Raw genomic sequence first — 24985 nt, forward strand, 5'->3', positions numbered from 1 at the left:
GAATAATGGACAATATATATAAATTTTTCACTGTACTTAAATTAAATTTAGACAAAGCTAAAAATTATATTTTGCAAAACAAATTTTTTAATTACATTTGTATCAATAACTTAATATCATGGCTAAATCTTTAGAAGAAGTAAACCAATCGGTTTCCACACAAAACAAAAAATCAGTATTCCGAAAAATCCTTGCTTTTTTTGGTCCGGCTTATTTAATTAGTGTTGGTTATATGGACCCGGGAAACTGGGCGACAGATATTGCTGGAGGAAGCCAGTTTGGATATGCCTTGCTTTGGGTTTTATTGATGAGTAATATTATGGCTCTGTTGTTGCAAAGCTTGAGTGCCCGACTGGGAATTGTTACCCAACGTGATTTGGCGCAAGCCTCCCGAGAAACCTATTCGCCATTTATCAATTATATATTGTACTTCCTTGCTGAAATTGCTATTGCTGCCTGTGATCTCGCCGAGGTTTTGGGAATGGCAATCGGTATCAATTTATTGTTTGACATTCCGCTGATTGAAGGCGTGTTAATCACAGTTTTAGACACCTTTTTATTATTATTTTTAATCAATAAAGGCATCCGTAAAATGGAAGCTTTTATCATTGTATTGGTGGCTATCATTGGGTTTTCCTTTATTTTCGAAATGATATTTGCCCAGCCGGAACTGGATAAAGTGTTGTTTGGGTTAATTCCTTCGATGCCCAATGAAGCGGCATTGTATATTGCTATCGGTATTATTGGAGCTACGGTTATGCCACACAATTTATACTTGCATTCTTCATTGGTGCAAACCAGAAAATTCGAAAGAACGACTGCCGGAATTAAGCAGGCTTTGAAATACAATTTCATCGATTCTACCATTGCATTAAACTTAGCTTTTTTAGTGAATGCAGCTATTTTGATATTGGCTGCAGCCACATTTTATAAAAACGGAATGTTTGAAGTGGCCGAGATTCAAGATGCCCATCGCTTTTTGGAGCCGCTTTTAGGAAGTAAATTTGCACCTATATTATTTGCGGTAGCCCTAATTGCTGCCGGGCAGAGTTCCACAATTACAGGAACTCTTGCCGGACAAATTGTAATGGAAGGGTATCTTAATTTGCGCATTCAGCCGTGGGTTAGAAGGATTATCACACGACTGATTGCCATTGTTCCTGCGGTTATCGTAATTACGATTTACGGGGAAAGTGTTACGGGAAAATTACTGATTTTGAGTCAGGTTATTTTGAGTTTACAACTGGGTTTTGCCATTATTCCGTTGATTCATTTTGTGAGTGATAAATCAAAAATGAAAGGATTTCATATTGGGAAAGTGACCCAAATCGCTTCTTGGGTTATTGCAACAATCATTGTTTCATTAAATGCTAAATTGGTTTTTGATGAAATAACAGGTTGGCTTGAAACTTCCGAAAATCCACTTTTGTTATGGTTAACGGTAGTTCCTTTAGCTTTTGGATTCTTGATTTTATTGCTTTATATTGTGTTTAAGCCTTTTATTGCCAAAGCCAAAATAGATATTCAAAATCATTCGCCACACAGTTTAAAACTGCGATTTTCTAAATCAGGAAGTTACACAAAAAAGAATATTGCGGTCTCCGTAGATTTCTCCAGTGCCGATGAAGTGGCTTTAAATAACGCTTTTGAACTAGGAGGAATAGAAGCAAAATACACTTTGATTCACGTGGTAGAAACCGTGGGAGCCATGATTTATGGCGAAAACACAGATGATCACGAAACCTTAATCGACGAGAAATTATTAGAGGAATACAAAGTAATGCTTACCGAAAAAGGATTTCAAGTAGCCATACAATTAGGATTTGGAGAGCCTAATAAAGTGATTCCGGAAATTATCAATAAAGGAGAATTTGACATTTTGGTTATGGGAACGCACGGTCATACCGGATTCAAGGATTTAGTCTTTGGAACCACAGTTGACAAATTGCGCCACAAAATTTCTATTCCGTTACTAATTGTAAAAAATTAAATAAGTTTTCATCCAAAGTGAATTTTTTGGAGGTGCTATTCCCGCTTACCGTTGTAAATGAAATTCACTGAACAACAATGCAAATAAAAGGATTCCCACTGTTATCCGGACTAGGGAATCTGAAATCAAAAATCGTTAATCTGCAATCAAAAATCAAATGACATTTTCAGAAGAGAATTATCTTAAAACCATATACCACCTTACCATTATTTCAGATTCAGAAATAAGCACCAATGCTATTGCCGAAAAAATGGAAACCAAAGCTTCGTCAGTGACTGATATGCTCAAGAAATTAGCCGAAAAAGACTTGGTTAATTATAAAAAATACCAAGGCGTTTCGTTGACAGAACACGGAAAAATAGCCGCAAAAATGATCGTGAGAAAACACCGTCTTTGGGAGGTTTTTTTAGTAGACAAACTAGATTTTTCCTGGGATGAGGTTCATGATATTGCGGAACAATTAGAACACATCAAATCAGAAAAACTCATCAACAAACTCGATGATTTTTTAGGAAATCCTACCGAAGATCCACATGGCGATCCTATTCCCGATGCAAATGGTCAAATTGTTAAAATAGAAAAGCAATTGCTCTCTGAATTGCACGAAAACCAAGCAGGGATTTGCGTTGGTGTTAAAGATACCTCCTCAGAATTTCTAAAATATTTGGACAAACAGGGAATCGCATTGGGTTCTAAAATTGAAATCATAGGAAAGGAAACTTTCGATTTGTCTTTGAAAATAAAAGTGGACAACAAGGATTTGACCATTTCCAATAAAATTGCCAGTAATCTTTTTGTGAAATTAACGTAGCTATTTGGCGTTATCTTTGGATAAACTATTTAAAATAAAGAACATGAAAAATTCCTTGTTGTTGTTTCTTTTGATGATTGGCACGATAACTTTCGCACAAAACACCAAAACAGAAAATGTTCAATCCTTGAAGATAACCCAAAAAAAGTGTCTTAAGAAAAAAGGATTCAATTTGGTTTTGAAAGAACTCGTTTCTGATTCCCGCTGCCCGGAAGGCGTGACTTGTATCTGGGCGGGAGAAGCTTCGGTTGTAGTTTCGGTTTACAAAGATTCAAAATTAGTGGAGGATCACACGATGGTTTTTTCGATGAAAAACGAAGAAGAAAATAAACAGTGGTTTTCTAAATATTTGCCTGAAAAGCAAAAAAACATAAAAAATTTTAGTGTTTTTCCTTATCCAAAAGAAGGAGTTCAAGTCAATCCGAAAAACTATTATGTAAAAATTGGGTATGTAAAATAACCCTTCTGGAATCAGTACAGTAAATGTTATTTTTTATCGCTTTTGAATCCTATTAATTTTCGATATTTCTGTTCGCTTTCTTCTAAAGCCACCTCAAGTTCTTTGTAATAGGTGATGTCTTTTATATTTGCAACAGCAGCAATTACATAGTTGTTTTCATCGATTATCGGTCTTCCGCTGATGATAACCCGTTTTTTAGTTTTCGTTTCTGAATCTTCAATTATAATCTCGACATCATCTGTTGATTCGCCTTTTAATGCTTTTTCCAATGGAAGGTTTTGAGCTGGAAAAACAGTTTGCTCGTCAGGATAATACAAGTCGTATTTAGTGGACCAATCCAGTGTAGTTGGCATTGTAGAGTCTTGTTTTATACCTATGATTTCTTCGGCCATATGATTCGACAAAACGATTCTTTTCTGGCTGTCAGTTACAATAATTCCTTCGCCAATATTTTCTAAAATCAATTTCAATTTTAATTCATTAAGGCGCACTAATTTATCGGCTTCTATTTTCTCGTCTTCTAGTTTTTTGCTTATTGAAATGTCTTTAATAAAAGCAATGAAGATGTATTTGCCTAAAATAGTAGCTTGCGACACGGTTAGCTCAATATCAAATTCAACATTTTGTTTGTTAAGTGCTGTGGTTTCAAATGTTTTATTAAGAATAGGTCCTTCGCCAGTATCTATAAAGTGATGAAGTCCTTTTAAATGATTCTCTCTATGTTGTTGTGGCATAATTAATTCATGCATTCGTTTGCCTAAGGCTTCTATAATGGTCCAGCCAAAGATTTTTTCGGCTTGCGGATTCCATCTCATGATGATTCCTTCGTCATTTATTACAATCAAAGCGTCAGGCGCCTCATTGAATATGGTTTGCAATTGACCTTCGCTTTCTTTTAATTTCTGTTCGGCTGCTTTTCGTTCCGTGATGTCTCGCATGATCGATTTGTGACCGGTAATTCTATTTCCTTCCCTTAGCTGCATTACCGTTTGTTCTACCCATTTTAGTTCTCTGTTTTTGGTAATAATGGGAAATGAGAATAATGTTTCGTCTATTTTATGTTTAAATTGATTTAAGTAAAAATCGGCCACACGGTCTTTCCATTCTGGAGCGACTAGTTCTGAAAAATGTTTTCCTATAAGCTCATCTTGGGTATAACCCGTTAGTTTTTTACAAGCAGGATTGATGTAGGTGAAATAACCTTTATAGTCTGATGTGTGGACAAGATCACTTATGTTTTCCACAATTTCACGATATTTCTCCTCGCTTTTGCGAAGTGTTTCTATGGCCTCTGCCAATTGAGCTGTGCGTTCCGTTACTTTTTGTTCCAGTTCTTCATTTAGTTTTTTAATCTCGGTTTCTGCATTTTTCCGTTCCGTGATATCATGAAAAACTGCCACCGCTCCGGTTATTTTACCAGCCGAATCTTTTAATGGTCTGGCGGATATTACGACAAAATTGCCTTCGGTTTTTTTGTAATTTTGTACAAATATTTCCATATCATCTACTTCTTCGCCATGTAATGCCTTAACGATAGGCAGGTCATCAGTAGCCAAAACAGCTTTAGTATCCGGCCACAATATGCCATACGTGTCAGCCCATTTTTCTTCGGGTATATCAAGAAGGCCAATTCCAATTATTTTTTCAGAAGCGGGATTCCAAATGATAAATTTCCCATTTTCATCAGCAACGACTAATCCATCACCCATGTTTTGAATCACGGATTGTAAAAGTGTATTTTGCTCATTTAACTGCTCTTTGGATTGAGCGACTTCATTGTCTCTTTTTTCGATTGTTGAAAGCATGTCATTAAGACCTATGGAAAGAATGCTGATTTCGTCTTTTCCTTCAACGGTCATTCGGGTGGTATAATCACTGGTGTCCTTTATCTGCTGAATTACGGTTACCAAGTTCAATAAGGGTTTTGAGATGTATTTTTTAATAATCATTGCAATCAAGAATGCCAGCCCGATTCCTACGACCAATAGTACAACTCCCAGACGGAGCACATCCATTTTTATTTTATTCAATTCTGATAATTCAAATCGGATACAAACCAATCCAATTGTTTTATTGTCTTTCTTGATTTTGCTGTAAACAAAAAGATTTTCATTGGTAAAATGAGAACTTTTTTCATTCATGGCCGGAACAGAAAATCGATAGTTAGGATCAGAACCCGGTTTTGTATAGGAGGCAAAAACGTTGCCTTTTTTGTCCAATATGTTTGCATTCAAAATGTCGTTTTGCACGTTTAATTCTGACAGAATTTTATTGGCGGCAGCATTATCCAAAAACTCAAGGGCAGAAACATTATTGAAACCAACCACTTGTGCAATGGCTATTGAACTAATCACTTTTCGGTCTTTAAATCCTTGAATGTCTATCAGTACAAAAGCAGTAATACAAAGTCCCAATACAAATGCTGAGGTGAAAACCTGCATGAGCACCAGCTTATTTTTAATTGATATGTTGCGTAGATTCATCATGTATGTATTGTTTTTTCAATATTTATAGCACCACTTCATACACTAAACGGTTTGTATTTTAAAGATTTTCAAATCACTCAAAGCTGTATTTTGATATTATTATTGCACAATAATGGCATGTTGCAATAAGAACGAACTGATTCCTATTCCGGCTTTATTTATTGCTTTTAGATTTACTTCAAATTTTAATTTATTGTCGACTTTGACAAAATTCACATGTGTTCCTTTTTTTCCAAAACCGTTTTGTTCTGTGACAATCAGTACCGGTTTCCCTGCATATTTAGAAAGAATGGTTTCAATAGGAATGGAACAATTGTAAGGAACAAACAGGATGTTGCAAAAACTTATATCATTCAAATTTTTATATTCTTTTACTTCAATTTTTTTGTCTTTACTAATGTCAAGCAGTGAACTGGTAATTGGACTTCCTTCCAAAATAGCAATCTTGAAAGTTTGTTTTTTAGAGTAATTTTTCCAGTAAACATAGTCTACAAAACGATACAAGAAATCTGCTTTTAAAGCATATTCCTTTCCTCCGGAATTCTCTTGGGCCGAAATCGTATTTCCCCCCATTAGCATAATAATTATGCTTAAAATAAATAGGTGATTTCTAGTTTTCATCATTCTGTTTTTAACGAAGTTCTACCCTGATTTGAAATATCTTTTTTAAAATTTATAGATAAGCGACAAGCTAAATAAAGTTCCTAATTGGCTAAAGTGATATCCTTGATAGGTCATTTGCGAGTAACGACCATTGAATGTAATCAGGTTAAATTGTGATTTCACTTGAGTCGGGTTGTTCAGAATGGCTGTTCCGGCGGCATTTTCGGCTTTAAATTTCCATTCGGGCACTACATTTAACACATTATTCGCGTTAAGCGTTATGGTTAATTTATCTGTTGCAGCGTAGTTAATTCCTAAATCAGTGACTATTTTAGGGATAAACTCTGTTCTTAAATTGGAATCTAAACCTTCTTGTTTGAAAGTTGTTTTTCCAAAATACGTGTTGCTAAGTGAGAAATCAAATTTTCTGATTCTGTAATTTGCTCCCAAAATCCATTTGGTTTCGGGTCTGGACGTAAACATTAAAGCATCAAGTGTTGTACCAAAATTATTACTTGCAACGGGTGAAATTCTTTTGTTTTCAAGCGTTATATTTCCGGACAAATTGAATCCAATAACCCCGGCCCCTAATGTTAAAGTGCCGTAATTCATGACCACATCTAAGCCTGAAGTTCTCGTATCGAATGAGTTTTCAAACCAGGCAACGCTGCCAAACTGTGTGTCCACTTTATCCCCTAAAATGATTCTGTCTTTTACTTTAATGTTGTAATAATCTACAGTGAAATTTAAATCTTTCAAAGGATTGGAACCTATTCCTACAGTTATATTGGTTGATTTTTCGGCATCTAATTTTGGAATACCCAAAATACGTGCATGTGCAGAAATATTATTAATTAAGCCGTTGATTTGAATTCCCTGACCCGCTACGAAAGAATATTGTGATTTTTGAGTGTAGATTTGGTGTAATGTCGGTGCTCTAAATCCAGAAGAAATAGAACCTCTTACCGTAATTTTGTCTTTATAAAATTTATATCTGGAACTTAATTTCCAAACCGTTGCTGCTCCAAAATCGCTGTAATCTTCATAACGAACGGTACCGTTTACTGAAAAATCTTTTGTAAAGTCATACGCCAGATCGAAGTATCCTCCTAAATTATATCGATTCCATTTTCCGGAATTCTCGGGTCGATTCCCCGCAAATGAGTCAGCGCCAAATCCATCCCAAGAAGCTTTATCGCCTTCATTGATCAGGAACGTTTCGGTTCTCACTTCGGAGCCAAAACCAATGCTTATTTTATCTGACAGCACTTTAGAAATATCTAAATTACCCACAACATGATTGAATGATGCACCTCCTGGTTTGAAAAAAATAGGGCTGTTTTCACGATATAAATTCACTCCATTTGCATCCTGAATATCAGATCTGTTATGAGAGTTTTCTATAGCGTAAGTTTGTTTGTTTCCGCCTACTGTTATGCTGGCATCAGTATTCCATCCGTTTTTTATGGATTTGTAGCCTAAAGTGGCGTTGTAATCGTTTAATTCGCCTATAAATGTTGGGATATAGCCTTTGTATGAAGCGATAGTTCCGTCTCCAAAGAAATTTAATAAATAGGGAAGGTCGTTTAAAGTAATTCCTCCTCCGTAGCCCCAGTATGGCGTTCTGTAATTGGCATAAGAATTCACTTTTTTATAGACATAAGCGGCGTTGTAATACATTTGTGTTTCATCAGATAGATTAAATCCACCGTTTACCAAAAATTTTGCAGCAGCAGTTTCTGGAGCTCCATTTATATTCTTGGCATACGGGTATTTTGTTAGAAAAGCGTTAATATCTGCTGAGGTGTTAATGCCTGAAATAGTGCCTCCAAAATCAGTAAATTCTCCATCTGCATCTACTTTTCCGGGTCTGTTTGCCAATTTTACTTTCGAAAAATCTAATGTATAATTTACAAAACCATTATTGCCCACAGCAGAGCCATTGTTCAAGCTCACGCCCAGCATTTCGCCGTCACCTTCACCCGTCACGCCTGTTTTAATAGTTACGGAACCATCATCAGTTCTCTTTTTTAAAATAATATTGAGTACTCCGGCAATGGCATCAGAACCGTATTGTGCCGATGCGCCATCCCGAAGAATTTCTACCCGTTCTATGGCATCAATTGGTATTCCGGAAATATCAGCTCCTGTTTCCCCTTGACCGGGCGATGTTTGAACATACAGTAAAGCGCTTAAATTTTTCCGTTTTCCGTTGATGAGTATTAAAGTTCTGCTGGGTCCCATATTTCTAATTTCGTATGGGTCAAGTAAGGAAGTAGCATCATTTACGGGAGTTTGAGCCGTATTAAAAGAGGGGATTTTGTACTGTAATGCTTTGTCAAATGTTGTTTGTCCTGTTGAAGTCAGTTCTTCATAGGACACAATATCAATGGGAAGTGTTGTTGTAGTATTGCTTCTGGGCGTAGCTCTTGTTCCGGTAACGACAACTGCGTTAAGATTTTGTCCGCTTCCTTCAGATAAAACAACATTCAAAATAGATTCCGTTGTGTCATATTCTTGTTTGGAGAAACCAAAGTAACTAAAGACTAAAATAGCTCCTTCTTTGACGGTAATCTTGTATGCTCCGTTGAGATCAGTGGAAACGCTGTTACTTGTTCCTTTTTCGGTGACATTTACGCCTGACATGGCAACACCAGCATTATCTATCACAAAACCGGAGATTTCTTTTTGTGCAAAAAGAAAGGTGATGTTCAGCATAAATAATACGATGGTGACAAACTTTTTCATGATTAGTTGATATTGGTCCATTTTGGTTTGAAATCAATGGCAACGTAATAATTGTAAGAAGTTTTCAGGGAACTACTTGTTGTGTTTTTGAGAAAAAGTAATCCGTGAAAAAGATGAGTATGAAATCAAAAAGTAGTTTTGTTCAATTTGTTAAAAAGAAGTTTATCCAAAAACGAATACTACTTTAGGTCTATAACAGAATCAGAAATATTTTTTGGGATTAAAAATATTTATAACTTACGAATGAGATTTTTACTAAAAATTATGATGGTTTAATCCTATGCGAATTCCCCATTCATAATAGTTCTATAATTTCAATTCTTTGTAGGGATAGAGTTGAAATTATGTCCAAAAGGCAACTTAGATTCAGGTTGTATTTAAAAGCCACTTTTTTTAATCTAAAAAATGGAAAGAACTGATTTTGAATCTAAAAGCTCGTTTTTTCTATAGTAAATTTAATCAAAAAAAGGCATTTTCTTAAATAATAGAAGGCTTTTTTTTGTTTTTTTAAGTAAAGTTTAACCCAGTTGAGTTTTAAAGTAGTTCAGATTAAAAAACAGAAAAGAGGAAAATTTTAATTGCAACCACAATCATCACCGCTACCGCAATTTTTATCTGATTTTTTCTTTTTGAAAAAGAATTTTTTGATCAAAAAAGCAAGGGCAATTCCCAAGGCAATAAAAGCAATTATTTCTTGAATATCCATAATAGGTTATTTTAGAATTTGATAGGCAAGTAAAGCCACCACATAAGCAAATCCAGACATGAAGATCAATTGTCCAGCCGGCCATTTCCATGAATTGGTTTCTTTTTTAGTAACTGCAAGCGTACTGGCACATTGCATAGCAAAAGCATAAAACAACAACAATGATATTCCGGAGGCAAAGTTGAAAATCTTTTCTCCGGTTACCGGATTGATTTCTGCAGCCATTTTATTTTTGATTGTAGTCTCATTATCACTGCCACCTACGCTGTAAATAGTAGCCAATGTTCCTACGAATACTTCTCTGGCAGCAAAGGAACTGATGATTGCAATTCCTATTTTCCAGTCGTAACCAAGGGGTGAAATCGCCGGTTCAATAGTTTTTCCCATTAATCCAATATAGGAATTTTCCAGTTTTTGTGAAGCTACAGCATTCTCAAAATCTGTTTCTGACAACGGATTTTGCTTGGTGTTTTCAGTAACAATTGTTTCTGCATTATTGAATTTTTCGCCTGGACCGTAAGAGGCTAAAAACCACAATACAATAGAAATCGCTAAAATGATTTTTCCGGCGCCAAAAATAAAAGCTTTCGTTTTCTCGATTACATTGATTCCCACGTTCTTGAAAAGTGGTAATTTATAATTTGGCATTTCTACTACGAAGTATGTTTTCCCTTTTATTTTAAGGATTTTATTCAAAATGTAAGCGGAGAAAATAGCCATTCCAAAACCCAAAAGGTACAACAACATTAAGGTCATTCCTTGCATGTTCAGAAATCCAAAAACACGATTATCAGGAATTACCAGTGCAATAATAATGGCATAAACGGGTAATCTAGCAGAACAGGTTGTGAAAGGAGTTACCAGAATAGTGATTAATCTTTCTTTCCAGTTCTCTATATTTCGGGTAGCCATAATTGCTGGAATAGCGCAGGCGGTTCCTGAAATAAGCGGCACCACACTTTTACCTGATAAACCAAATTTTCGCATGATTTTATCCATCAGGAAAACTACTCGGCTCATGTAACCACTTTCTTCAAGAATCGAAATAAACATAAACAGGAACGCGATTTGTGGAATAAATATCAAAATTCCTCCTATTCCGGGAATGATTCCCTGCGAAATTAAATTAGTCAAAACTCCTGCCGGTAATTCTTCGGCAGCAAGTGTACTCAATGAAGCAAAAGAAGCATCGATAAAATCCATTGGAATTTTAGACCATTCAAAAATAGATTGGAAAATAACAAACAAAATCAGGAAGAAAATTACATATCCCCATACTTTGTGTGTCAGAACACGATCCAGTTTACTACGGAAATCTTTAGCAATAGTGGTGTCAATTTTTAATCCTTCTTTCAAAACATCATTGATGAATTGATAGCGTTTTATGGTTTCTTTTTGTTGCAAACGCTTTAAATCCGAATGCGATTTAGTAAACGAACTTCTAATTTCATTTCGATCTAAATTCAGGAAGTTTACGTCTTGCGTGATGACCAACCATAATTTATACAACAGCTGGTTAGGAAATGTTTTTCGAAGCGTATTGAAATATTCAGGATCAATACTGGACGCATTCAGGCATGGTTCGCTTGAAATGGTTTTGTAACTGACAATCAATTTTTTCAATTCATCAATCCCAAAACCTTTTCTGGAACTAATCAGTGCGATTTTTGTTTTTAAATGCTCCTCAAGATACGGGATGTCTAGTGTGATTCCTTTAAATTTCATTCTATCGGCCATGTTGATGACTAATATTGTGGGGATTTCAAGGTCTTTTATTTGGGTAAAAAGCAGTAAATTTCGTTTCAGATTTTCAACATCAGTAACGACAAGTGCTACGTCCGGATATAATTTATCGTTTTTATTCAGTAATAATTCAATGACTACATTTTCATCAATCGAACTTGCATTTAAGCTGTAAGTTCCGGGTAAATCCAGAATATTTGCTTTGGCATTATTGGGTAATTTACAAAAACCAATCTTTTTTTCAACCGTAATTCCAGGGTAGTTTCCCACTTGTTGATTAAGTCCTGTCAACTGATTAAAAACGGAAGTTTTCCCCGTATTAGGATTCCCGATTAAAGCAACATTGATATTTTGATTGGTCATTATAAGTTGTTTTTTAGTATTTCAACTTCAATCTCACGGGCTGTTTCCACGCGGATAGCAACGTGTGAACCATTAATGTTAAGGTATAAAGGATCGCCAAAAGGAGCAATTTGAAGCAGTTCAACCATATTCCCAGGCAAACAACCCATTTCTAGTAATTTCAACGGAACAATGTCAATATCAAAATCTTTGATAATGGCTTTTTCACCTTTTTTTAGAGAATGTATCGTTGTTTGCAAGTCTTATTTAGATTGAATTAAGATTGCAAAAGTACATATTATAAAACTAAAAAAAATGATAATTGTCAATTTTGTAGTTTTTTTGGATAAATTTTAAGAATAGGGAATAGTTTGTTTTACTGGGTTTTTCAATCAGATTATAAGTGACTTATCTTCTGTTTAAAGTCTTTATTCGTTACTCAAAAAAGTAATGTCTTCGATTAATCGCTTGATGTCTTCTTTATTGGTGCCGTCATAAAAGCCACGAACTCTTTTTTTGGCATCCACCAAAACAAAATTTTCGGTGTGAACCATATCATATAATTCACTTGGTTTACCCAGTTTCACGGCCAAATAGGATTTTCTGGCCATGGTATAGATTTCTTTTTTATCTCCGGTGACTAAATTCCATTTGGCATCATCAACATGATGTTTTTTGGCGTAAGCCTTTAAAACGGGAACGCTGTCAGTCTCCGGAAAAACGGTGTACGATAATAATTTGACCTTTGGATTATTGGCGAAAGCTTTTTGAATATCGGATAAATTGGTGGTCATCTTTGGACAGATGGAGCCGCAAGTGGTAAAGAAAAAATCAGCAACGTATATTTTGCCTTCGTAATCTTTTTGGGTGATGGTTTTTCCGTTTTGGTTAACAAATGAAAAATCAGCAATCGTATGGTACTTGCTTTTGTATTGAATGGTGCTGTCCACTAATTCAGGATTCACATCCGCAGGATTATAAATGGGAAGTGTTTTTTTTGGCTTTAAAGCCGAATAAAATAAAGATAAAATGATTGCCGAAAGAACAATGAAGACCCCGAAAAAGAGTCGGTATTTTTTGAAAAATTCTAACATAACGCTATTTTGATGCAAAAATACGAAAACGAGATTTGTTTTTAATTCAAATTAACACAATCTTATTTTAGATGAATTCCTTTGAAATAAAGGATGTGAAATTAATACCTTTTATGATTAAACCTTTTAGAAATTTTAAAGTCAAATAGAGATGTATTTGATTTTAACTAAAAATCAAATTATTTATTAATAGCTTTGTTAAGATAACTAAAAACCAAAAAAAAATGAAAAAAACCAGCAATAAGCAATTGCTTTTTGTGATTCCCGCAATCATGGGTTTTGCGGTGAGTCAAGCACAGAATGCTCCGGCAGCTAAAGAACCGGGGATCAATGTTAATTACATGGATAAGGCTGTAAAGCCTAGCAACGATTTCTTTCGTTATGTAAACGGAACTTGGTTGGATAATACGGAGATTCCAGCTGATAGAACCCGTTGGGGTAGTTTTGATGAATTGCGTCAAAAAACAGATGCTGATGCATTGGCAATTCTAAAAGAAGCGACAACAAATCCAAGCTACAAATCGAATACAGATCAAGGGAAAGCGATTAACTTATACAAATCTATTCTTGATACCGTAGGAAGAAATAAGTTAGGTATAGCGCCTTTGAAACCGTACTTAAAGAAAATAGATGCGGTTAAAAACGCCAAAGATTTAGAGGCATTATTGATTGAAATGGAACCTATTGGTGGGATTGGATTTATGGGTGCCGGTGTAGGAACAGATGCAAAGAACAGCAGTAGAAACGTGATTAATTTAGGTCCGGGCGGTGTAGGCTTGCCAGACAGAGATTATTATGTTTCTGAAGATGCTGATTCCAAAGAGAAACGTGCGAAATATCTTTTACACGTTGCTAAAATGTTGCAATACCTTGGTGATAAACCAGCAGTTGCAAAAATGAATGCTGAAAAAATCCTGGCTCTTGAAATTGCCATGTCTAAACCAAGATTAGACAGAGTAGAACGCAGAGATCGTAGAAAGTCATACAATCCGATGACATTGGCTGATTTGAGTAAATTAACTCCATCAATCAACTGGAATAATTATTTTACAAAAATTGGATTGGCAAAAGTAGATACTGTTATTGTATCGCAACCAAAATACATGACTGCTCTAGAAACTATTTTTAAAGAAAATAAAGTAGAAGACTGGAAAGCATACATGCGTTGGAGTTTGTTGAACAGAGCTTCAAGCCAATTATCAACTGAAATTGAAAATGCAAACTGGGAGTTTTACGGAAGAACGTTAACGGGAGCTGTAAGTCAAAGACCACGTGACGAAAGAGCACTTCAAACCATCAATGGAGCGGTTGGAGAAGCGTTAGGAAAATTATATGTTGAGAAAAAATTTCCGGCTGAAGCCAAAGCCAAAGCGGAGAAAATGATCAAAAATATATTTTCAGCTTTCGAAAATAGAATCAATAATTTGTCTTGGATGTCTGCAGAAACAAAGGTGAGCGCGCTTGCTAAACTGCATAAATCAAGAATTAAAATTGGTTATCCTGACAAATGGAAAGATTATTCAGCCTTGACGATTAAAAGTCCAGAAGAAGGAGGAACGTATTTTGAAAACGCTAAAAGCATGGCGCAATGGCGTTTCAATGAAAATATAGCTGAGTTGAATAAACCTGTTGATAAAGACAGATGGGGAATGTCTCCACAAACGGTAAATGCGTATTACAATCCTTCAAATAACGAGATTGTATTCCCAGCAGCAATTTTACAACCGCCTTTTTACAATTACCAAGCGGATGAAGCTGTAAATTATGGTGGAATCGGTGGTGTTATTGGTCATGAAATTTCACATGGTTTTGATGATTCAGGTTCCCGTTACAATGCTGACGGAAACTTAGTAGACTGGTGGACCGCAGAAGATTTGAAACAATTTTCAGCCTTAACAGGAGCACTTGCCGCTCAATACAGCGCTTTGCAACCTATTCCGGGAACTTTTGTAGATGGTAAATTTACGCTGGGTGAAAACATTGGAGATTTAGGTGGAGTAAATGCTGCTTATGATGGTTTACAATTGTATTTGAAAGAAAACGGAAATCCGGGATTAATCGACGGATATACTCCAGAACAACGTTTCTTTATTTCTTGGTCAACGATCTGGCGTTCAAAAATGCGAGATGAAGCCTTGAAAAACCAAGTAAAAACAGACCCGCATTCTCCAGGAATGTACCGTGCTTATGTTCCTTTGCAAAACATTGATACGTTCTATAAAGCGTTCGATATCAAAGCAACTGACGGAATGTATATTGCACCTGAAAAGCGTGTAAGAATCTGGTAGAAATACATACAAGCATAAAAAAAGTCCCATTTGAAACTGTCAGATGGGACTTTTTTGATTTATCAGGAATTTATTTTCGGCCTTTCCTCAACGAATAATTCACCAGATACAATCCAAACAATGTAACGCCACCGCCTATTGCAATGGCAGCATTTAGTACTTCTCCGAAAATCACAGCACCTAGAATCACGGCTATAATTGGGTTGATGTATGCGTAAATACTGCTTATTTCAGCAGGAAGATTTTGAAGCGCATAGATAAAGGCAATGAAAGTAAGTACGGAACCAAAAACAACTAAATAAGCAATAGACCACCACGAAATTGCTGGAATAGCACTCAAACTAACAGAAGTTCCCGTTGCTCCATTGTACGCAAAAATTAAAATACTGGATATAAACATTTGCAGTCCCAAACTAAAATAAGGGTTAAAACTAGCTGCTTTTTTCTTTGTATACAACGAGCCAAATGCCCAAGTTAACGTAGCTATCAATGACAGTATAATCCCAAATCTAAAATCAGGAATCATAAAATCACTTAAATGATCGTAAAAGATAACGCAAACGCCACCAAAACTGATAATTAAACCAATAACAGTAAGTCTTGCCAATCGTTCTCCCTTAAAAAAAGTAATAATTACAATCCATAAAGGAACAATAGCGCCAATGATTGCTCCAAGTCCGCTACTGATGTATTTCACGCCCCAAGTGCTTAATCCGTTACTCAAAACAAAATTAAGGATGCTTAAAATGACAATGGTTTTCCATTGTTTTCCTTTTGGCCAAGGTGTTTTTTTGAACAAGAAAAAAGAAATATACAGCAATCCACCAATGAATTGTCTAATGGCAGCAAGTTGTAAAGCCGGCATGTGTTTTACGCCTTCTTTTGAAGCAATCCAAGTAGTTCCCCAAAAAAAACTGACCCAGCACAAAGCCAAAATAGGTAATCCAATGGCATTAACTTTAGACGAAACAGCATTTTTAATTTTAGTTCTCACGTTATAAATTTGGTTTTGTAAAAGTATAATTTAAAACGGTTTCTATTTTAGTACTCAAAATTGTTTTTCCAATAGATGGATTTTTATGATTAAACTTTGGCAAAGCCAAATCTAAATCCACTGCTTTTTGTGTGTAGTACCTTTCTCGTGAGGGATGAGATGGAGCGACCGCATTGAAGGTTTCATTCCACACATCATTTTCAATGATTTTTAGAATTATACCCACACAATCTTCCTGATGAATCAAATTAATCGAGGCGTCAGGATTATCCAAATTTTCACGTCCAGCCAAGAACTTTATTGGATTACGGTCTTCGCCAATTAAGCCGCCAAAACGCAATACCGTTGTTTTAAAGTTTATATTGCTTTGCAAAAGCTTTTCTGTTTCCAGTAATTGTTTGCCGCCTTCAGTATCCGGTCTCGGGATTGTTTCTTCAGTAACAAAAGCATCATCATCATTATAAACGGATGTCGAACTGATGAAAAGCACGTTTTCAACTGATGATTTTTCTATAAACGGAATTGTATTTCGAATCTTGGAAACAAAGTTTTCTGTCCCTGAACCGCGAAGTTTTGGCGGAACATCGATGATTAAAATTTCAGAATTCTCCAGAAAATCTGTTAGGTTTCCAGTGGTTTTATTTTCTGAAAGCGCAATTAAAAAAGGTTCAATTCCTGCATTTTCCAATACGGCTAATTTCTCTGTCGAAGTCGTCGAGCCGTTTACGGAAAATCCTTTTGAATGTAAGGCTTTCGCCAAAGGAAAACCCAACCAGCCACAACCCAGAATACTAATTTTTGTCATTTTATGTTTAAATTATTTGACTTTCAAACTGTCTTTCACAACTGTTAAACTATCTTTAGTCATAGGATTGATAGCTGTATCCAAAGCATTTGCAACCACAACTGGTGTCGGTTTTATTTTTTGTTTGATTACTACCGCATCATTCAAAACAAAAGGTGTTGGCATCATCCAATTTTCTCTTTTGGCTATTCCAAATAAAGGATTAGTCATTAAATCAAAAGAACTTTCCATCAGTTCCATATCAAAAACCGTTGAGGAATTTACACTGAACTGCATTTCTAAAGGTGTATTTCCAACGACATAATAACTCAATATTTTCTTTCCTTTTCGTTGGTAAAGTGAATTTTTCTGGCCTAATGTGGTCACGCCATTCGCTTTGAAATTATGAATCACCATTTTTTCATTGGCAAAAATATCATAGCGGTTGACGTTTCGATTTGGGGAAATTTTTATTTTCAAATACCTTTGATTGCCTACAATTCTGTCTTCTAGAAACGTAATACTTGGTTTTAGAATGTCTTTTCTAGGAGCTTTGGCAGCATACGTAAAACCGGAATTGTATTTGCTGAACAATGGTGTTTCGTTCAAAATGGATGCGTCTTTTGGGTTTTCACCCAAATAGCTTTTGGTCCAGGAATCAAGATTGGTGTCATACGTAACCCAATTGGCTTTGTCAGTATCGGCATCATAGACATACAATAAGCTGTTTGATTTGGCTTTCCCATATTCGTAACCTGATTCAGAATGCGCTTTCGCAAAAAAGCCAATGGCAAGCATAAAAAATACTAAAGACCAGATTCCTTTTTTGGCGAAAGTCCCAAAAACAGGCAACAATAATGTGAATGTCAAAACGGTAAGGATTGCACTTCCAAACAACACTTTTAATCCCAAACCAATAGGAAACATCTGGATGAAAGGCGTTATGATTATCAAGGCCGGAATGCTAAAAATAAGACTTAGTATTTTACGGGATTTTTGGGTAATGATAAATGCAGCAAATAAAAATAATCCAAAATAGACCGGAATAATCAGGAATCCAGCTCCTTGTAAACTGAAAGCAAGCGCTCCATTAATGACAATCCAAATAAATAATGGTGCTACATAATGATTCATAGTCACTTTCTTGGCAGAAAAACGGTTGTAAAATACTAGGCTTATCGCCAAAGCCAGAAGTACAAATGCTGCAATGTAAGCGTGTCCGTTATATGTAAATCCGTTGAGTAAATCATTGTATTGCGGGTAAACGGCTAATAATCCTTTCCAACCAAAAAAAGTAATTAATCCAGTAACAATCAATGAACCTAAAAATGGAATAAATCCTCTTCCAATTTCGCGGAATGATAAAATACGCTTGGCTATTCCTAAAAATAATAGAAAAATAAACAGGACCAATGCGATTACCACCATTGGTAAAACCCAGCTAAAAGGATAACTTATAAACGTATACGGAATGGTAAAATAGACGTAATCTTCACTGGCTTGTGTTGTATTTAAATCGGCATTTGAGAAATAGTTCAGCAATGGCATTAAATACGTGCCTTGATGTGCTAATGTGTTTTTGTTCAAATGATTGATGTCGTCCTGAGCAGTATGATAGTTAAAATGGTCATCAATAAAAGCAAAATTATACCCTTGAATATTGCCTTGTTCTCTGAAAACAGTCAAGTCAGTATCATTGGGTAACATTTTATAAATGCTGTACATCAAGGAATTTGAAACGGGAAAAGTCGCTTTTGCGGCAGCAAACTCTTTTACTAACCCTGCATTTCCCTTGTTGGTTTCCATCAACATATAACTGGGTCCGGATGAACCACGCGCTTCAAAGTTTAGCACTAAGCCTATTTCTTTTGCCCAATGGTGTTTGGTTACAAAAAGCGCTGCGCCATTTAATCCTAATTCTTCCGCATCTGAAAACAGAATAATAATATCGTTTTTATGTGGGGTTTTGGAATATAAAAAAGCACGAACACTCTCCAGAATCGTCGCTACGCCTGAACCTGCGTCACTTGCACCTTTAGAGTAGGAATGTGGTGCGCTGTCATAATGGGAAAGCAATAACAACGCTTTAGAATTAGAAGTTCCTTTTATTCGAGCCAATATGTTTTTTGATTGTACTAAATTTCCCCAATCACTCAAGGTGTATCCTTCTTGAACAGAAGTTTCCAGTCCTAACTTGTTCAGCTCTTTTACGAGATAATTAGCAACCACTTCATGTTCTTTGGAACCTACATAATGAGGTTGTTTTGAAATGGCTTCTACTTGGTTTAAAGCTCTTTTGGTCGAAAATTCAGAAAGAGAGCCTTCTTCATCTGAAGTCCAATGTGGCATCATGGTAAAGTAAATCAATCCTAGTATCCCTAGGAGAAATAAACTGGCAAAAATTGAGGAATAATCTTTTTTCATTTTTGGTTAGATAGGTTTGGGGTTGTGGTATTTAAATGTCTTTTTTGACTAGCATATAAAAATCATTATCCAAAAGCATATAGCCTTGGTCATATAGGAAATAGTAGGTATTTCCAGTTTTGGTTTGTAAAACATTAGTAAAAAACTCAAAATCGAAACCTTTACTCAGGAGTTTTGCTCGAGTGGTTTTTGATTTTCCTTCAACATTAAGCTCTGACAAAATACGGTAATTCTTGCGTAACTTATTGTTGATGTTGCGCATAAAATTAGTACTGTCTTTGTTTATTTTATTATTGTAGGCATTACGACAGCCGTCACTACAGAATTTCTTATCCTCGCGACCTACAATTTTCTCTCCACATTCTAGGCAGGTTTTCATGGATTTATTTTTTTAATTTCGTACAAATCTGTTCTACGATCTTTAAGAATTCGAACACTTCCATGCTCGTGAAGTTCCTTTAATAAATTCAAATCAACATCTACAATTAGGGTCATTTCAGTATTCGGAGTAGCTTCAGCTTTTATTCCGTTACTTGGAAAGGCAAAATCTGATGGTGTAAACACCGCAGATTGCGCATATTGAATGTCCATGTTGTTCACCTTTGGAAGATTCCCAACACAGCCTGCTATAGCGACATAACATTCGTTTTCAATTGCTCTGGCCTGTGCACAATGTTTGACTCTTGTGTAGGCATTTTGAGTATCAGTCAAGAACGGTACAAATAAAATATTCATCCCTTCATCCGCCATTAATCTGGAAAGTTCCGGAAACTCTACATCATAACAAATTACGATACCTATTTTTCCGCAATCGGTATCAAAAGTCTTAATTTGTGATCCTCCGGTCATTCCCCAATGTTGTACTTCGTTTGGCGTGACGTGAATTTTAGCATACATTTCTGAAGTTCCGTCTCTTTTACAAAGAAAACCAACATTGTATAACGTGCCGTTTTCTAAATACGGCATACTTCCTGTAATGATGTTTATGTTATAAGAAATGGCTAATTCCTGGAAACGTTTGTGAATGGGTTCAGTATGTTTGGCTAATTCCCGTATGGCTTCGGCTTCAGATAAATGGTTGTAATCCGCCATCAACGGCGCGGTAAACAGTTCCGGAAATAAAGCAAAATCACTTCCATAGCCAGAAACAACATCGACAAAAAATTCGCATTGTTCGAACAAAGCTTCCAGATTATTCAATTGACGCATCTGCCATTGTACTAATCCTAGTCGGATGACGCTTTTTGCAAGGTTTATTAATTTTGGACTTTCGTCGTAATAAATATTATTCCATTCCAGTAAAACGGCAAATTCTTTGGAATCAGAGTCCCCTTCCAAGTAGTTTTTCATTACTCGGATCACGTGGAAGTCATTACTCAACTGAAAAGAAAGTACGGGATCGTGAAGTTCTTTTCTTTTTACTTTTTCGATATAATTTTTTGGAGTAAGTTTTTTTGCATGTTGTCCATAATTAGGAATTCTTCCTGCAAAAACAATTGCTTTTAAATTCAATTGTTCACATAATTCTTTTCGGGCATCATATAAACGTCTGCCAAGGCGTAATCCTCTATAATTTGGATGAATAAAAACATCTATTCCGTATAAAACATCTCCTTTCGGGTTGTGGGTAGAGAAGGTATATTTTCCGGTTATATCAGAATAATTATGGTTTTTGTCGACCAGACTTTCATCAACAATGAGTGATAATGCAGAACCTACTACTTTTCCATCAACTAAAATTACCAATTGACCTTCAGGAAAAATGCTTAATAATTTTTCAATATGATGTTCTCTCCAGTAAGAGCCAACCATTTCCGGATAAGATTCTACCATGGAGTTTTTTAACTCTTTGTAGTCGTCAAATTTCAGATTTCGTAACTCTACTTTGTTTATTTTGGCTTGCATAAGAATTTGATTTTCATCAAATATAGCTAAATTTTCCCATTTACAAACGTTTACAAATAGTTACAACCGAAAGTAAATAGTTAGTAACCGAATACTTTTTGGAAGTCACCGCATCTTTGCAATGTTGATTTGAAAGACCAATTCAACAAAACATACACTAACATTTAAATAGTATACGCCATGAGCACATTAAGAAACAAAGTACAGTTAATTGGACACGTAGGAAATGATCCGGAAATCAAAACTTTTGACGGAGGAAAAAAATTAGCCAATTTCACATTAGCAACCAACGAGAGCTACAAAAACGACAAAGGAGAAAAAGTAGAAGAAACCCAATGGCACAAGCTTGTAGCTTGGGGAAAAACAGCTGAAATCATTGAAAAATATGTTACTAAAGGCAAAGAAATTGCCATTGAAGGGAAATTGACACATAGAAGTTATGATGATAAAAATGGGGAGAAACGCTATGTTACCGAAGTAGTGGTAAATGATGTGCTTCTTTTAGGGAAGTAATATTCAGTCTATAAGTATTGTAATGTTGTAAATTACGACTGAAACCAAACAAAAAAACCATCGATAACTATCGGTGGTTTTTTATGGATTATTGAACGGTAAACGATAACTGATATTGTTTATTTGTCTTTTTTGCGTAAATCAAATTTTGGACAGTTTTTGCAACGTTTATGTTCTCCTTTTTTATATTTTTCGCAACACTCAGACTTGAGGTTTTCTTTAGCAGATCCATTTTTAAGGAACTTTTTTTTATCCTTTTTCGTATCCTTATTTTTTTTCTTTTTACTCAATTTCTAAAAAAATTAAAATCAAGTTATTTGCTAAACAATATTTGATTATTTAGATGTGCTGTTTAAAGTTAGTTGTTGCATATCTCTGTCAAATAAATACAAACCACCTTTATCGTCACCAATCAGGTTTATTTTATCCAAAATAAGTTTTGCCTGAGCTTCTTCTTCAATTTGTTCAGCTACATACCACTGTAAAAAGTTGTGTGTGGCATAATCCTTTTCAGAAAATGAAATATCAACCAGTTTGTTAATCGAATCAGAAACAAAAACTTCATGTTTATACAATTCTTCAAACATTTCCTTAAATGTTCCGTAGCTGATCTTTGGTGCCTTTAATTCGCTAACCTTAGCATGACCACCTCGTTCATTTACGTAGCGGACTAGTTTAAGCATGTGTACCCTCTCTTCTTCAGATTGAGCATACATAAATTTTGAAATTCCTTCCAAACCATGAGTTTCAGCCCATGAAGCCATAGAAAGATAGGTTTGGGATGATTCAGCTTCAATTCGAATCTGATTGTTCAGCGCTTGTTCTATATTTTTTGATAACATGGCAGTAAGTTTTAAGTAAAGTTACAAAAAAACTTAATCTATTGATTCATAATATCTTGGAAAAAATCTACAAATTGTCCTAAATGTAAGCCATCAACTAATCCATGATGCACATGTATAGACATTGGCATGGTTCTTTTTCCGTTTTCAGCAATTTTCATTTTTCCAAAGGAAATTTTCGGACAACTATCCGGAAAAGTATAGCTTCGTGCATGCGATAATGAAGTGAAATCCAGCCATGGAATCGCCGAAAAATGGATTACATTATCATCTGTAAATGTTCGGGTAAAAAGGCCTGTCGTGTTTTGTATTCTTTCAATTTCAGTCAATGCATTTGTAGTGAAAATTTCAAAATCTGCGTTGTATTCGATTAAAGAAAATCCGAAACTACCGTCTTCACGACCAATAGTTGCAGAAGTATTAATTTGGTCACAAACATATATTTGGTCATCCGTAATCCTGTAGCGAAATGATTCGGTAGTATTGACTGCAACTAATGTTTTGTGTAAATAATAGATAAAAAAGGAGGCGTTCAATGATTTTGCTGTTGCGTAGGCTTTGGTGCAGTCGATTTCTACGGTTGCACCAAAAAAGGGTTCTTCAAATTGTCTAAAAAAATGGAAATGTTCTTTTCTGGACCAGTTCTCTATATCTAAAAGTGTTTTCAAGATTTTGTAATTTTATTTAGGATTCAAAAGTACAGCTATTCTTTGAAATCTGGAATTCATTTCATCCAACTTTTGTTGCGAACAAATTATAAAATGGATGTTTCGGATGCTGTAATGTTGATTTTTTTTTGGTGATAAAAAACGAAAATAACAGCCATAAAAAAAGCCCTAAAAGAAATTTCCTTTAGGGCTTTTTGATATAAAAAAGTAGCTTATTTTACTCTGAAAGTAACTCTTCTTACTAATCTTCTTGCGTTTTCTGAATCGATATCTACTGAAGTATCTTCACCAGCTGCAATTACATTCAATCTTGATGCATCAACATTAGCTTTCACTAAAGTGTTCTTCACATTGTTTGCTCTTGCATTAGATAATTTATCATTGTATGCAGATCTTCCAACTTCGTCAGCGTGACCTACAATATCAATTGAAGCAGTAGGATTGTTTCTCAAGTAAGTTAACATGAAGTCAATACCTTCTGTAGAAACATTAGTTGGAGTAGATTTATTGAAGTCAAAATAAACTGCAACATAACCACCGTTAATTAAACTAGTAATCAACTCGTTGTTTGTTAAAAGAGGAGAGTTGTTAGTAGTACTACCATAATTTTTTATGATAAAAGCTTCTGTTTCATCAGGAACATTATTGTTGTTCTTGTCAATTGATCTTCCTTTAGTATCAACCATTGCTCCTGCAGGAGTACTTAACTCTTCGTCTAAATAATCAGCTACACCATCTTTATCAGAATCTAGCATTTTATTTTCAATAGCCATAAATCTTGCATCAATTGCGTCAAATCTACCTTCATGGTCGATAACCCAGTCAGCATGTTTTTCGTTTTTACCTAAGTAAACAGTTAAACCTACTGTACCATTGAAAAGAATTCCTCCAAAACCTCTTGTACCTGAAAGACTTGCAGCATCAAAAGCAGCATCTTGAGATGCATTTAAGATTGTTGTAAAATCTCCAGTTAAAGCAATTCTGTTAGATAACTTGATCTGACCTGTTATACCAGCCATAAAGTTACCCATTCTGTCTTTCAACGCAGAATTTTGATCTTCTAATTGTGCCAAACCGAAACCAGCATGACCTAATAAACCAAGTGTGTTTGTCCAAGTTTCAAAATTCATGATTCTACCTAAGTTAGCAACACCTTGTAAGTCTACTCTGTAGTACTTAGTGTCAAAATCAATTGAATTTTTTTGTCCTTCAAAACTGTTGTATCCAAAATCAGCTTTCAAACCAAATTTGTTGTTAAACATGTATCTAACTCCAAGATCAACAACATAAGGACTAGGTGTTGAAGTAAATTGGCCAGGACTCATAGGTCTTTGTGGTTTGTTAACACCACCAGCTAATTCAACAGACCATTTGTTAAATTCAGTTCCTGTAGTTGCGCTTTCTACATTTTCTGTTTGAGCACTCAAAGTTGTCATTGCAGAAGCAAAAACTAACGTAAGTATGATTTTTTTCATAATTTTATTGTTTAAAATTTTATGCAAAAATACGACATATTGTTAGATAAGAAATATTAAACAGTTAATTATGTAAGAATTAGTTTTAATTCTGTAAACGGAGTTAGCA

At 35.2% G+C, this 24985-nt stretch carries 20 protein-coding genes; 5 read left to right on the forward strand and 15 right to left on the reverse strand.

Features of this window, described 5'->3' with window-relative positions; translation table 11 throughout:
* Positions 1 to 118: 118 nt before the first annotated feature.
* From C8C87_RS15320 to C8C87_RS15330, 3 genes are all read left to right on the forward strand, one after another.
* Positions 119 to 1990 (forward strand): Nramp family divalent metal transporter, encoded by a 1872-nt coding sequence (locus tag C8C87_RS15320; protein WP_121343188.1) that lies wholly within the window; start codon positions 119 to 121, stop codon positions 1988 to 1990.
* Between the two features lie 157 nt (positions 1991 to 2147).
* Complete coding sequence (locus C8C87_RS15325; protein WP_099713885.1) at positions 2148 to 2801, forward strand: metal-dependent transcriptional regulator; 654 nt, start codon at positions 2148 to 2150, stop codon at positions 2799 to 2801.
* 43 nt (positions 2802 to 2844) lie between these two features.
* Entirely contained in the window at positions 2845 to 3261 is a 417-nt protein-coding gene (locus C8C87_RS15330; RefSeq protein ID WP_121343189.1) for a hypothetical protein, read from the forward strand.
* A 26-nt stretch (positions 3262 to 3287) separates the two neighbouring features.
* On the opposite strand, the gene C8C87_RS15335 is transcribed toward C8C87_RS15330, so the two are convergent.
* The 7 genes from C8C87_RS15335 to C8C87_RS15365 form a co-directional block, all read right to left on the reverse strand.
* Entirely contained in the window at positions 3288 to 5747 is a 2460-nt protein-coding gene (locus tag C8C87_RS15335) for a PAS domain S-box protein (RefSeq protein ID WP_121343190.1), read from the reverse strand.
* A gap of 99 nt (positions 5748 to 5846) precedes the next feature.
* Complete coding sequence (locus C8C87_RS15340; protein ID WP_233550047.1) at positions 5847 to 6320, reverse strand: YfiR family protein; 474 nt, start codon at positions 6318 to 6320, stop codon at positions 5847 to 5849.
* A 93-nt stretch (positions 6321 to 6413) separates the two neighbouring features.
* A complete protein-coding gene (locus tag C8C87_RS15345) occupies positions 6414 to 9098 on the reverse strand; it encodes a TonB-dependent receptor domain-containing protein (RefSeq protein ID WP_121343398.1) in 2685 nt (894 codons plus the stop codon).
* A 574-nt stretch (positions 9099 to 9672) separates the two neighbouring features.
* Complete coding sequence (locus C8C87_RS15350) at positions 9673 to 9804, reverse strand: FeoB-associated Cys-rich membrane protein (protein ID WP_121343192.1); 132 nt, start codon at positions 9802 to 9804, stop codon at positions 9673 to 9675.
* A 6-nt stretch (positions 9805 to 9810) separates the two neighbouring features.
* Positions 9811 to 11910 (reverse strand): ferrous iron transport protein B, encoded by a 2100-nt coding sequence (gene feoB / locus C8C87_RS15355; RefSeq protein WP_121343193.1) that lies wholly within the window; start codon positions 11908 to 11910, stop codon positions 9811 to 9813.
* Complete coding sequence (locus C8C87_RS15360) at positions 11910 to 12149, reverse strand: FeoA family protein (protein WP_121343194.1); 240 nt, start codon at positions 12147 to 12149, stop codon at positions 11910 to 11912. The genes feoB and C8C87_RS15360 overlap by 1 nt, the downstream gene beginning before the upstream one ends.
* Positions 12150 to 12317: 168 nt before the next feature.
* A complete protein-coding gene (locus tag C8C87_RS15365) occupies positions 12318 to 12983 on the reverse strand; it encodes an SCO family protein (protein WP_099713879.1) in 666 nt (221 codons plus the stop codon).
* Positions 12984 to 13207: 224 nt separating this feature from the next.
* Between C8C87_RS15365 and C8C87_RS15370 the strand changes: the two genes are divergently transcribed.
* Positions 13208 to 15271: a M13 family metallopeptidase gene (locus tag C8C87_RS15370; RefSeq protein WP_121343195.1), complete on the forward strand. Its 2064-nt coding sequence runs from the start codon at positions 13208 to 13210 to the stop codon at positions 15269 to 15271.
* Positions 15272 to 15341: 70 nt separating this feature from the next.
* Here C8C87_RS15370 and C8C87_RS15375 read toward each other — a convergent pair whose 3' ends face one another.
* From C8C87_RS15375 to C8C87_RS15395, 5 genes are all read right to left on the reverse strand, one after another.
* On the reverse strand, positions 15342 to 16265 hold the full coding sequence (locus C8C87_RS15375; protein ID WP_121343196.1) for a DMT family transporter: 924 nt from the start codon (positions 16263 to 16265) through the stop codon (positions 15342 to 15344).
* Position 16266: 1 nt separating this feature from the next.
* A complete protein-coding gene (locus tag C8C87_RS15380) occupies positions 16267 to 17070 on the reverse strand; it encodes an SDR family NAD(P)-dependent oxidoreductase (protein WP_121343197.1) in 804 nt (267 codons plus the stop codon).
* Between the two features lie 12 nt (positions 17071 to 17082).
* Entirely contained in the window at positions 17083 to 19401 is a 2319-nt protein-coding gene (locus C8C87_RS15385) for a M28 family peptidase (RefSeq protein ID WP_121343399.1), read from the reverse strand.
* A gap of 103 nt (positions 19402 to 19504) precedes the next feature.
* Complete coding sequence (locus C8C87_RS15390; protein ID WP_121343198.1) at positions 19505 to 19852, reverse strand: hypothetical protein; 348 nt, start codon at positions 19850 to 19852, stop codon at positions 19505 to 19507.
* Entirely contained in the window at positions 19849 to 21378 is a 1530-nt protein-coding gene (locus C8C87_RS15395; protein WP_121343199.1) for a bifunctional GNAT family N-acetyltransferase/carbon-nitrogen hydrolase family protein, read from the reverse strand. Before C8C87_RS15395 ends, C8C87_RS15390 begins: the two co-directional genes overlap by 4 nt.
* A gap of 180 nt (positions 21379 to 21558) precedes the next feature.
* Between C8C87_RS15395 and C8C87_RS15400 the strand changes: the two genes are divergently transcribed.
* Entirely contained in the window at positions 21559 to 21891 is a 333-nt protein-coding gene (locus tag C8C87_RS15400) for a single-stranded DNA-binding protein (RefSeq protein ID WP_099713873.1), read from the forward strand.
* 335 nt (positions 21892 to 22226) lie between these two features.
* On the opposite strand, the gene C8C87_RS15405 is transcribed toward C8C87_RS15400, so the two are convergent.
* From C8C87_RS15405 to C8C87_RS15415, 3 genes are all read right to left on the reverse strand, one after another.
* On the reverse strand, positions 22227 to 22733 hold the full coding sequence (locus C8C87_RS15405) for a ferritin (protein WP_121343200.1): 507 nt from the start codon (positions 22731 to 22733) through the stop codon (positions 22227 to 22229).
* 38 nt (positions 22734 to 22771) lie between these two features.
* Positions 22772 to 23401 carry a chloramphenicol acetyltransferase gene (locus C8C87_RS15410; protein WP_121343201.1) on the reverse strand — a complete coding sequence of 210 codons (630 nt, stop codon included), beginning with the start codon at positions 23399 to 23401 and terminating at the stop codon, positions 22772 to 22774.
* Positions 23402 to 23613: 212 nt separating this feature from the next.
* Positions 23614 to 24876 (reverse strand): OmpA family protein, encoded by a 1263-nt coding sequence (locus C8C87_RS15415; RefSeq protein WP_121343202.1) that lies wholly within the window; start codon positions 24874 to 24876, stop codon positions 23614 to 23616.
* Positions 24877 to 24985: the final 109 nt, after the last annotated feature.

Origin of the sequence: Flavobacterium sp. 120 (genome assembly GCF_003633605.1) — a bacterium.
Lineage (GTDB): Bacteria > Bacteroidota > Bacteroidia > Flavobacteriales > Flavobacteriaceae > Flavobacterium > Flavobacterium algoritolerans.

What these genes read in the sequence shown, in the direction of transcription:
- C8C87_RS15320 (WP_121343188.1), top strand. Translation starts at nt 119, where the DNA reads ATGGCTAAATCTTTAGAAGAAGTAAACCAATCGGTTTCCACACAAAAC.
- C8C87_RS15325 (WP_099713885.1), top strand. Translation starts at nt 2,148, where the DNA reads ATGACATTTTCAGAAGAGAATTATCTTAAAACCATATACCACCTTACC.
- C8C87_RS15330 (WP_121343189.1), top strand. Translation starts at nt 2,845, where the DNA reads ATGAAAAATTCCTTGTTGTTGTTTCTTTTGATGATTGGCACGATAACT.
- C8C87_RS15335 (WP_121343190.1), bottom strand. Translation starts at nt 5,747, where the DNA reads ATGATGAATCTACGCAACATATCAATTAAAAATAAGCTGGTGCTCATG.
- C8C87_RS15340 (WP_233550047.1), bottom strand. Translation starts at nt 6,320, where the DNA reads ATGGGGGGAAATACGATTTCGGCCCAAGAGAATTCCGGAGGAAAGGAA.
- C8C87_RS15345 (WP_121343398.1), bottom strand. Translation starts at nt 9,098, where the DNA reads ATGAAAAAGTTTGTCACCATCGTATTATTTATGCTGAACATCACCTTT.
- C8C87_RS15350 (WP_121343192.1), bottom strand. Translation starts at nt 9,804, where the DNA reads ATGGATATTCAAGAAATAATTGCTTTTATTGCCTTGGGAATTGCCCTT.
- feoB (WP_121343193.1), bottom strand. Translation starts at nt 11,910, where the DNA reads ATGACCAATCAAAATATCAATGTTGCTTTAATCGGGAATCCTAATACG.
- C8C87_RS15365 (WP_099713879.1), bottom strand. Translation starts at nt 12,983, where the DNA reads ATGTTAGAATTTTTCAAAAAATACCGACTCTTTTTCGGGGTCTTCATT.
- C8C87_RS15370 (WP_121343195.1), top strand. Translation starts at nt 13,208, where the DNA reads ATGAAAAAAACCAGCAATAAGCAATTGCTTTTTGTGATTCCCGCAATC.
- C8C87_RS15380 (WP_121343197.1), bottom strand. Translation starts at nt 17,070, where the DNA reads ATGACAAAAATTAGTATTCTGGGTTGTGGCTGGTTGGGTTTTCCTTTG.
- C8C87_RS15385 (WP_121343399.1), bottom strand. Translation starts at nt 19,401, where the DNA reads ATGATGCCACATTGGACTTCAGATGAAGAAGGCTCTCTTTCTGAATTT.
- C8C87_RS15390 (WP_121343198.1), bottom strand. Translation starts at nt 19,852, where the DNA reads ATGAAAACCTGCCTAGAATGTGGAGAGAAAATTGTAGGTCGCGAGGAT.
- C8C87_RS15395 (WP_121343199.1), bottom strand. Translation starts at nt 21,378, where the DNA reads ATGCAAGCCAAAATAAACAAAGTAGAGTTACGAAATCTGAAATTTGAC.
- C8C87_RS15400 (WP_099713873.1), top strand. Translation starts at nt 21,559, where the DNA reads ATGAGCACATTAAGAAACAAAGTACAGTTAATTGGACACGTAGGAAAT.
- C8C87_RS15405 (WP_121343200.1), bottom strand. Translation starts at nt 22,733, where the DNA reads ATGTTATCAAAAAATATAGAACAAGCGCTGAACAATCAGATTCGAATT.
- C8C87_RS15415 (WP_121343202.1), bottom strand. Translation starts at nt 24,876, where the DNA reads ATGAAAAAAATCATACTTACGTTAGTTTTTGCTTCTGCAATGACAACT.